At 59.2% G+C, this 8,638-nt stretch carries 8 protein-coding genes; 4 read left to right on the forward strand and 4 right to left on the reverse strand.

Going from position 1 to position 8,638, the window contains the following annotated elements:
- Positions 1–32 precede the first annotated feature (32 nt).
- Together Q0520_RS06600 and purH are read right to left on the reverse strand one after the other, a co-directional pair.
- Positions 33–695, reverse strand: a complete 663-nt coding sequence (locus Q0520_RS06600) for a DUF4013 domain-containing protein (RefSeq protein WP_298667859.1) — start codon at positions 693–695, stop codon at positions 33–35.
- Between the two features lie 291 nt (positions 696–986).
- The gene (purH, locus tag Q0520_RS06605) at positions 987–2,471 is read right to left on the reverse strand and encodes a bifunctional phosphoribosylaminoimidazolecarboxamide formyltransferase/IMP cyclohydrolase (RefSeq protein ID WP_298667862.1); all 1,485 of its coding nucleotides are present in this window, start codon (positions 2,469–2,471) and stop codon (positions 987–989) included.
- Between the two features lie 84 nt (positions 2,472–2,555).
- On the opposite strand from purH, the gene Q0520_RS06610 reads away from it, so the two are divergent.
- The 4 genes from Q0520_RS06610 to dnaJ all read left to right on the forward strand — a co-directional run bounded on the left by Q0520_RS06610 (position 2,556) and on the right by dnaJ (position 7,596).
- Positions 2,556–3,929, forward strand: a complete 1,374-nt coding sequence (locus tag Q0520_RS06610) for a phosphoadenosine phosphosulfate reductase family protein (protein WP_298667864.1) — start codon at positions 2,556–2,558, stop codon at positions 3,927–3,929.
- A gap of 121 nt (positions 3,930–4,050) precedes the next feature.
- Positions 4,051–4,587: a nucleotide exchange factor GrpE gene (locus Q0520_RS06615; RefSeq protein WP_298667867.1), complete on the forward strand. Its 537-nt coding sequence runs from the start codon at positions 4,051–4,053 to the stop codon at positions 4,585–4,587.
- Positions 4,588–4,597: 10 nt separating this feature from the next.
- Positions 4,598–6,445 (forward strand): molecular chaperone DnaK, encoded by a 1,848-nt coding sequence (dnaK, locus tag Q0520_RS06620; protein ID WP_298667870.1) that lies wholly within the window; start codon positions 4,598–4,600, stop codon positions 6,443–6,445.
- 8 nt (positions 6,446–6,453) lie between these two features.
- Positions 6,454–7,596, forward strand: coding sequence for a molecular chaperone DnaJ (gene dnaJ / locus Q0520_RS06625; RefSeq protein WP_298667872.1), 1,143 nt, complete (start codon positions 6,454–6,456; stop codon positions 7,594–7,596).
- A gap of 72 nt (positions 7,597–7,668) precedes the next feature.
- Here the strand turns inward: dnaJ and Q0520_RS06630 are convergent, their stop codons facing one another.
- Both Q0520_RS06630 and Q0520_RS06635 read right to left on the reverse strand, forming a co-directional pair.
- A complete protein-coding gene (locus Q0520_RS06630) occupies positions 7,669–8,220 on the reverse strand; it encodes a VTT domain-containing protein (protein WP_298667874.1) in 552 nt (183 codons plus the stop codon).
- A gap of 3 nt (positions 8,221–8,223) precedes the next feature.
- The coding region (locus Q0520_RS06635; RefSeq protein WP_298667879.1) for a hypothetical protein at positions 8,224–8,638 on the reverse strand (415 nt) is incomplete at its 5' end.

Here is an 8,638-nt window from a genome sequence, read left to right on the forward strand (position 1 = left end):
GGAATCGGAAAAGAAAAGGGGGAGAAAGGGGTTCAGGCGGGGGCCGCCGCGCTCTCGTAGATGTGTGTCATGTACCGGGCCGCGAAGATCATGAGCACCGGGTCGATGAAGAGGACGATGAGCCAGCCGAGGAACGGGATCATCATGAGGATGCCGAGGACCATGCCGATCGCGACCATCACCACCCAGAGGACGATCAGGGCGATGATGTAACTGCCCCAACCGACCGCACCGATGTGCGCCAGGATCGCCGAGATGTTGAAGGCCTCGCCGAAACTGTCCGTCCGTGCGAACCTGATGAAACCGAAGGTGGCAATGAGGCCGATGATGAAAGCGACAATGAGCATGACCAGCGTCCCGAGGAGCATCGTCCCGGCCGCCGCAGCGGTCAGAGCCTCCGAGTCCCCGCTCATTATGAGGGCGAGAGAACCGCCGAAGAAGATCAGGCCCACGATGATCACCGGGATAGCGTAGATGATCTGGACGATGAAGAGTTTGATCCCGTCGATGAAGAGTTTGATCCAGTCTTCAAACTCGGGCGCCGGGGTCTTCCCCCGGTAGATCTCCATGATATACCCCATGATCAGGGGAAAGATGATAGTGGCGATAACGAGAAAGATCCACTTCATCCACTTTCCCCAGACCGCCTCCTTCGCATATCCGAAGGAGTTTCCAAGCATAGAACCGTAATCCATAACAAATCACCTTGGGGGTGTGCATACGAGACTCTAAGGTGTTTGTATTTATTAATTTCGTAAATGTGATATGATGAATAGGTTTTATCCTTTAAAAGGGAAAACCCGTACCTTTTGTATGATGTTTCCCTCTTCGGATGCACTGATTGGAGCTCGGTGCCTTCCCGCTATGCTTTTTTTTGACCTCGGGACAATTGTGTGTCCCTCCCTTTCGGGCACAGCATATATGGCGCATTCTCCAGGGTAACCGAAGAGAAAAGATGTCCGGACGGGAAAAAAGAAGGAATGGGTTCAGTGCCTGAAATAGCGCACGCCCGTGAAGACCATCGCCACATTGAGTTTGTTTGCCGCATCGATGACCTCCTGGTCACGGATCGAACCGCCCGGCTGAACGAGGGCGGTCGCACCAGCGGCCGCGGCGACCTCAAGGGTGTCTGCAAAGGGCAGGAAGGCGTCGGACGCCACGGCCGAGCCCTTCAGAGAGGACCTGGCCTTCTCGACGGCGATCTTTGCCGACTCGACGCGGTTCATCTGCCCGGCACCGATGCCGAGGGCGACATGGTCGTTTGCAAAGATGATGGCGTTGCTCTTCGTGTGCTTGCAGATCTTCATCGCAAAGCGCATCGCCGCAATCTCCTGCTCTGTCGGTTCGCGCTCGGAGACGACCTTCCACTCTTCCTTCGGGGTGGTTGTCCTCTGGACGAGCACGCCGCCGTCGATGCTCCTGACCGCGTCGGTCTCCGTCTTCTCCGGCAGGACGAGTACACGCATGTTCGGCTTCTTCTTCATCATCTCGACGGCCTCAGGTGCGTACGACGGGGCGATGATCACCTCGACGAAGGTGCCGCAGAGTTCTTCTGCGATCGCCGTGTCCACCGGGGTGTTGATGGCGACGATCGAACCGTAGGCGGAGACAGGATCGACCTCGCGAGCGGCGAGGTAGGCCTCAAGCCCGTTCTTTCCGACGGCAACGCCGCAGGGGTTGTTGTGCTTGACGATCACGGACGCCGGTTCGTCGAACTCCCGCAGCAGGGAGACGGCCGCATCGACGTCGAGGTAGTTGTTGTACGACATCTCCTTCCCCTGCAGGGGCACCTGACCGGCGATGCCGTGGTCGCCGTAGACCGCCGCCTTCTGGTGCGGGTTCTCACCGTACCGGAGGGACCTGCCGTTCCTGAACTGGAAGGAGTAGGTCTCCGGGAACTCTCTGTCAAGACCGGAGAGATAGTTCGAGATGGCGGCGTCGTATGCGGCCGTCCGTGCAAAGACCTTCTTTGCAAGGGCAAGCCTCTCCTCGTAACTGAACCCGCCCTTTGCAGCGGCCTCCTTCACCTTCGGGTAGTCGGCCGGGTCGACGACGACGGAGACGAACTTGAAGTTCTTCGCCGCCGCCCTGATCATCGCGGGGCCACCGATGTCGATGAACTCGATGAGTTTGTCGAGGTCAAGGTGCTCGCCCGCCATCTTCTCAAAAGGATAGAGGTTCACGACGACGAGGTCGATCGGGTTGATGTCGAGGTCCTTCATCACCTGTGCATCGACGTCGCGCCGTCCGAGGAGGCCGCCGTGGATGCGCGGGTGGAGTGTCTTCACCCTGCCGCCCATGATCTCGGGCGAACCCGTGTACTCGGAGACCTCGATGAAGTCGATCCCTGCTTCTTTCAGGGCCTTTCCAGTCCCCCCGGAGCTGATGATACGGTATTTGTTCTCAACAAGCGTCTGTGCAAGGTCCACGATCCCGGACTTGTCCCAGACTGAGAGAAGTGCCCATTTCATACTGAAGATATGGGCTTCAGATCTCTTATATCTTTCAAGGGCAGGATGCAATCCCTTATCCCCCTGTCCGGTACACGTTATTCTATGCGGGAACCTGCCGTCAAGAAGACACTGTACTGGTGCAGGGAGTGTAACGTCCCTCTGATCGGGAAGACCTGCCGGTGCGGCGCCGCCGGCGTGGAGATCCCGATCCAGAAACCCTACGACCTCCGCCCGGCACTTACCCACGACCACGACCTCCTGCGTTCCCTCCTCCTTGAACGCTATGGCACCGACCACCTCCCCCAGGTGGTCCTCTTCAACAAGAGCAGCGGCGTCGACAGGACCGAGGTCATCATTGCAAACGGCGTCGAGTTCGGACGTCTTTCCTACGACCCTGCAGAGCACGCCTATACTCTTGACCTCTCACAGGACGCGCTCCGTTTCCTCGCCCCCTTCATCACGAAGGGGATTGTGGACATCACCGCCGAGGCTGAAGAGCAGGGGTTCGGCAACCGTCGTCTCGGCGGGAAGAAGGTGATGGTGAAGACCGGTATATCCGAGGGGCCGGTGGTCGTCAGGATGAAAGACCTCCTCGGTGTCGGCCAGCTCCATGACGGCGGCGTCCGGGTACGGCAGATCGGGAAGGTCGAACCCGAGTCCCCGCCCGATCCCTCCTGGGGCGAGGTCGTCCGCGTGAACGTCCCCCTTCTCAAGAACCTGGAGCGCACAGCGATCAGGTTCATCAGGCAGCACATGAACGACCGGCCGAAGGTGAATGTCTCCTTCTCAGGCGGCAAGGACAGCACCGTCTCCCTCGAACTCGCGCGGAGGGCCGGCGTCACTGATGTCTTCTACGTCGATACCGGCGTGGAGTTCCCGGAGACGGTGGAGTTTGTGAGGCAGTGCGGTATCCAGGTGGTCATCCACGGGAAGGACTTCTGGAAAGAGGTCGAGAAGAACGGCCTGCCGAGGAAGGACAACCGCTGGTGCTGTGAGAGGCTCAAACTCCAACCGGTCAAGGAATATCTCTCGGGCAGGGGTCCGTGTGTCACCGTGCAGGGGAACAGGTGGTACGAGTCTTTCTCCAGGTCCACATTGCCGGGTGTCATAGAAAATCCCTTCAACCCCTTGCAGTTGAACATCTCGCCCATACGAAACTGGCGGGCCCTTGAGGTCTTCCTCTATCTCTGGTGGCGGAAGGTGCCGTACAACCCCCTCTATGATATGGGATACGAGCGTGTGGGGTGTTATCTCTGCCCGGCGATGCTCGAGAGCGAGGCCGCACGGACGCGGGAGATCCACCCGGACCTTGCCGGGTACTGGGAGGCGTACCTTGTGGCGTGGGCGAAGAAGAGAGGTCTCTCCCGGCGCTATATCGATCTCGGCCTCTGGAGGTGGGAGAACCCGCCCCCGAAAATGTGCGAACTTGCCGGGCGGTGCGGGGTCTCTGTCCCGAAGAAGAGACAGAAATCTTAAAAACCACGAATCTTTTCTTGGAATGATAATCTGGTGTCAATCTGTGTCTCCCTTACGCCCCCCGAATACAAAATTATATATAGAACTACATTACAATTGATATTGCATACAGAGGATTTCCATGGAGGCGGATAAGAATAATCAGACGCCGGGAAAGCAACCGACGCTGGAACAACCAGGCCCGCCGGGAGGGGTCGAAGAGATCGAATCCCTCAGGAAGGCAAACGCAGACCTCAAGAGGTCCTGTGACGACCTGAACGAACGCTACCTCCGCCTTGCTGCGGACTTCGACAACTTCAGGAAGCGTACTGCCCGACAGACAGAAGAGATCAGGACATATGCCCTAGAGAAGTTCGCCGTAGAACTGCTCGATGTTGCCGACAACTTCGAGCGGGCACAGAAGTCTGACGATGCCTCCCTTCGCGAGGGCCTTGAAAGCATACAGAAACAGTTCTCCGGGCTACTGGAAAAGCACGGGATCAAACCTCTTTCCTGCCTCCACGAGGCATTCAACCCCGAGGAGCACGAAGCGGTTGCCTCCATCCCGTCGGAACACCCGGAAGGTATAGTTGTCGAAGAATTCATCCGCGGCTACCGCATGCACGACAGGATAATCAGGCACGCGAAAGTTGCGGTCTCAAAAGGAAATAACGAATAAGAGGAATATTATGGCAACAGAAAAGGTTCTTGGTATTGACCTTGGCACGACGAACTCATGCATGGCCATCATGGAAGGCGGTCAGCCTGTCGTGATCGCGAACGCCGAAGGCGGCAGGACGACGCCGTCGATCGTCGCTTTCAGCAAGGAAGGCGAGCGTCTCGTCGGCAGCGTCGCGAAGAGGCAGGCGATCACCAACCCGAAGAGGACGATTATCTCGATCAAGCGGAAGATGGGGACGAGCGAGACCGTCGACATCGACGAGAAGAAGTACACCCCGCAGGAGATCTCCGCGATGATCCTCCAGAAGATGAAACTCGACGCGGAGGCATACCTTGGCGAGAAGATCGAGAAGGCCGTGATCACTGTCCCGGCCTACTTCAACGACGCCCAGAGGCAGGCGACGAAGGACGCCGGCAAGATCGCCGGGCTTGAAGTCCTGCGGATCATCAACGAACCGACCGCGAGCGCGCTCGCCTACGGCATCGACAAGGAAGAGGAGTCGACCATCCTGGTCTACGACCTCGGCGGCGGCACCTTCGATGTCTCCATCCTCCAGCTCGGCGACGGCGTCTTCGAAGTGAAGGCGACTGCCGGGAACAACCGTCTCGGCGGCGACGACTTCGACCAGCGTGTCATGGACTGGATCGTCGCCGAGTTCAGGGCAAAGGAAGGCCTCGACCTCTCGAAGGACCCGATGGCGATGCAGAGGATCAGGGACGCCGCCGAGAACGCCAAGAAAGAGCTCTCGACCGTCCAGAAGACGAACATCAACCTCCCCTACATCACCACCGACGCCAGCGGCCCGAAGTTCCTGGACATGGACCTCACCCGTGCAAAGTTCGAGCAGCTTGTCGGCGACCTCGTCGAGAAGACTGTCGAACCGGTGAAGCAGGCCCTCTCCGACGCGAAACTCACCGCGTCCGATATCGACCACGTCCTCCTTGTCGGCGGTTCGACCCGTGTGCCCCTCGTCGTCGAGACTGTCAGGAAGCTCCTCGGCAAGGAACCTGACAAGGGCATCAACCCCGACGAGTGCGTCGCCGTCGGCGCCGCGATCCAGGGCGGCGTCCTCACAGGCGAGGCGAAGGACGTCCTCCTCCTCGATGTCACGCCCCTCTCCCTCGGTATCGAGACCCTCGGTGGCATCGACACGAAGCTGATCGACAGGAACACCACCATCCCGACGAGAAAGAGCCAGATCTTCTCGACGGCCGCAGACGGCCAGACGAGCGTCGAGATCCATGTGATCCAGGGCGAGCGCGCCCTTGCCAAGGACAACTTCACTCTGGGCCGCTTCCAGCTCACCGGCATCCCGCCCGCCCCGCGCGGCATCCCCCAGATCGAGGTCACCTTCGACATCGACGCCAATGGTATCGTCCATGTCTCGGCAAAGGACCTCGGCACCGGCAAGGAGCAGACCATCACCATCAAGGGCGGCAAGGGCCTCTCCGACGACGAGATCAATAAGATGGTCAACGACGCCAAAAGCGCCGAGGAGGACGACAAGAAGAAGCGTGAGGAGATCGAGGTGCGGAACAACGCCGACACTGCGGTCTACACCGCTGAAAAGACTCTCAAGGAGTCAGGCGACAAGATCGGCGCGGACGATAAGAAGAAGATCGAGGACGCCTCCGCGGCCCTGAAGAAGGCCCTCGAAGGCGACGACATCGAGGAGATCAAGAAGAAACTTGAAGAACTCACCGACGCCGTCTACGCCGTTACCGCCAAGATCTACCAGGAAGCCCAGAAGGCGCAGGAGGCCCAGAAGGCCGCCGGGGCCGAGGGTGCACAGAAGAAGCAGGACGACAATGTCGTCGATGCTGACTTCGACGTCAAAGACGAGAAGAAAGAGTGAGGCAATAGATGAGTGCGGGAAGCTACTATGATGTCCTCGGCGTCTCGAAGGACGCCAGCGAGCAGGAGATCAAGAAGGCATACCGCAACCTTGCACGGAAGTATCACCCTGATGTCTGCAAGGAGCCTGACGCGGAGGAGAAGTTTAAGGACATCAACGAGGCCTACTCGGTCCTCTCGGACTCGCAGAAACGCGCCCAGTATGACAATATCGGGCACGAGGCCTTCAAGAACGCCTCGAAGGGGTCGTACACCGGTGGCGGCGGCTATGGCGGCGGGTTCCAGGCTGACTTCAGTGGCTTTGGCGACATCTTCGACACCTTCTTTGGTGGTGGTGGCGGCGGCGGTTCGAGAGGGCCGCGGCCGGGTGCCGACCTCCTGTACCGCCTCTCGATCAGTCTCAAGGACGCGGTCTTCGGGACTGAACGGGAGATCGAGGTCATGCACACAGAGTCCTGTCCGGAATGCGATGGGACCGGGAGCAAGAGCAAGAAACTCCACATCTGCCCGAAGTGCGGTGGCAGCGGCCAGATCAGGCAGGTGAGCCAGTCACTCTTCGGGCAGTTTGTGCGCATGAGCACCTGCCCGGACTGCGGCGGCAGGGGGAAAGTCCCGGAGGAACCCTGCAAACACTGCAGGGGCAGCGGTCATGCCCGGGTGAAAAGGAAGGTCTCTGTCCGCATCCCGCCGGGGGCCTACAGCGGGCTCCGCCTGCGGATGGAGGGCTATGGCGAGGCCGGGGACTACGGCGCCCCTGTTGGTGATCTCTATGTCGAGGTCCTGGTCGAGGAGAACCCTGACTTCGTCCGCGACGGTGACAACCTGGAGACCTCGGTGAAGATCACGCCCGCGATGGCGGCGGTCGGTTCGAAGGCCGAGGTGAAGACGATCGACGGCAGGACAGTCGAGTTGAAGATCCCGGCCGGCATCCAGCACGGCACTGCCCTGCGCATCCCCGGCGAGGGCGTGCGCCACCGCGGCCGCCCTGGCGACCTCCTCGTGCGTGTGAAGATCATCGTCCCAAAAAGCCTCTCCGACGAGGAGAAGGAACTCTACCAGAAATTGCTCGAGATCGAGAATAAGAAGGGCCCGGGGAAGAAGGGTTTCTTCAAGGACTTTGTCGACAAGGTGATGGGCGGTCCTGACGAGTAGGCCGCCCACCGTCATCATCTTTTCTTATTTCTTCACCCTCAGGCGGGGCCTAAGACCCCCGTGTGCTTTTTTTCAGACCGGGACAAATGCCTTGACCGTGATTATATAGAATGAGACAATCGCCGCCTGACCTGCTCCGACACCGACCAGACACTTCCAGAGTGGAGTCCGGAGAGTGGAAGCGATATAGACGATCAGGTCGGTCTGGACGAAGGGGCAGACGCTCCACCCGGCGATGACCGGGAGTTCCCTGTCCTCAAGGTGCTGCCTGACCGTGCGAGTCTGTTCTGGATAACGCTTTTCAAGTGCCGTGTCGATGCCGAGAAATCTGGCGTACCTGTAGACCAGTGTGGATGAGGTGAGTATACCTGCCATGTTCGCGACAAACACCTCGATAGGGTCGAAGACCAGGGCCCCGGAGATGAGGAGGGGTGTCGAGGGGATGAGTGTCAGTCCCCTGACAGAGAGGAGGAGGAAGTACGCAAGAAGAGCGAGGTGGTGATGGTCTGCAGCGATGCTTTTCAGACCTGCAAGGCTGAAATATTCCGGGTGAAGCGAGTACAGGGCCAGGCACCCTGCGACCATCACCAGCCAGACCGGGAGGACTGTCCGTGTGCGGTCCATTGATCAAGCCCCCTCTCCATGAGGGTCGGGCCGCCCGACCCACCGTGTGTTGGAGTAGACGAGATCTGTGTACCTGCTGATGCCGTACAGTGTTGAGATCTGTCTGTTCTCCGGGTCAGGGACGTCATATGTCACCAGCAACAGACTTTCTTTGCGGTTCTCTCCCCCGTAGGTCTCCTCGAAGAGATGGGTGAAGTCGTCGTCGGGAAGGAGGGTGGTGTTGAGACGAATCCGGGCAAACTCCTCTCTGGTGTAGGTCTGGAAGTCTATGACATCTCCCCTGCTGCCCGCGGCATCGATGAGCGCGTGGGCGTACCAGTCCATACCTGCCGGTGTCGAGAATATGAAGAGGCCTGAAAGAAGGAGTACGGCGGCGACAGTGCAGAGTGTGAGGAGGGAGACCTTCACAAAACGCCTG

It is taken from the genome of uncultured Methanofollis sp. (assembly GCF_937919355.1).
Classification (GTDB): Archaea; Halobacteriota; Methanomicrobia; order Methanomicrobiales; family Methanofollaceae; genus Methanofollis.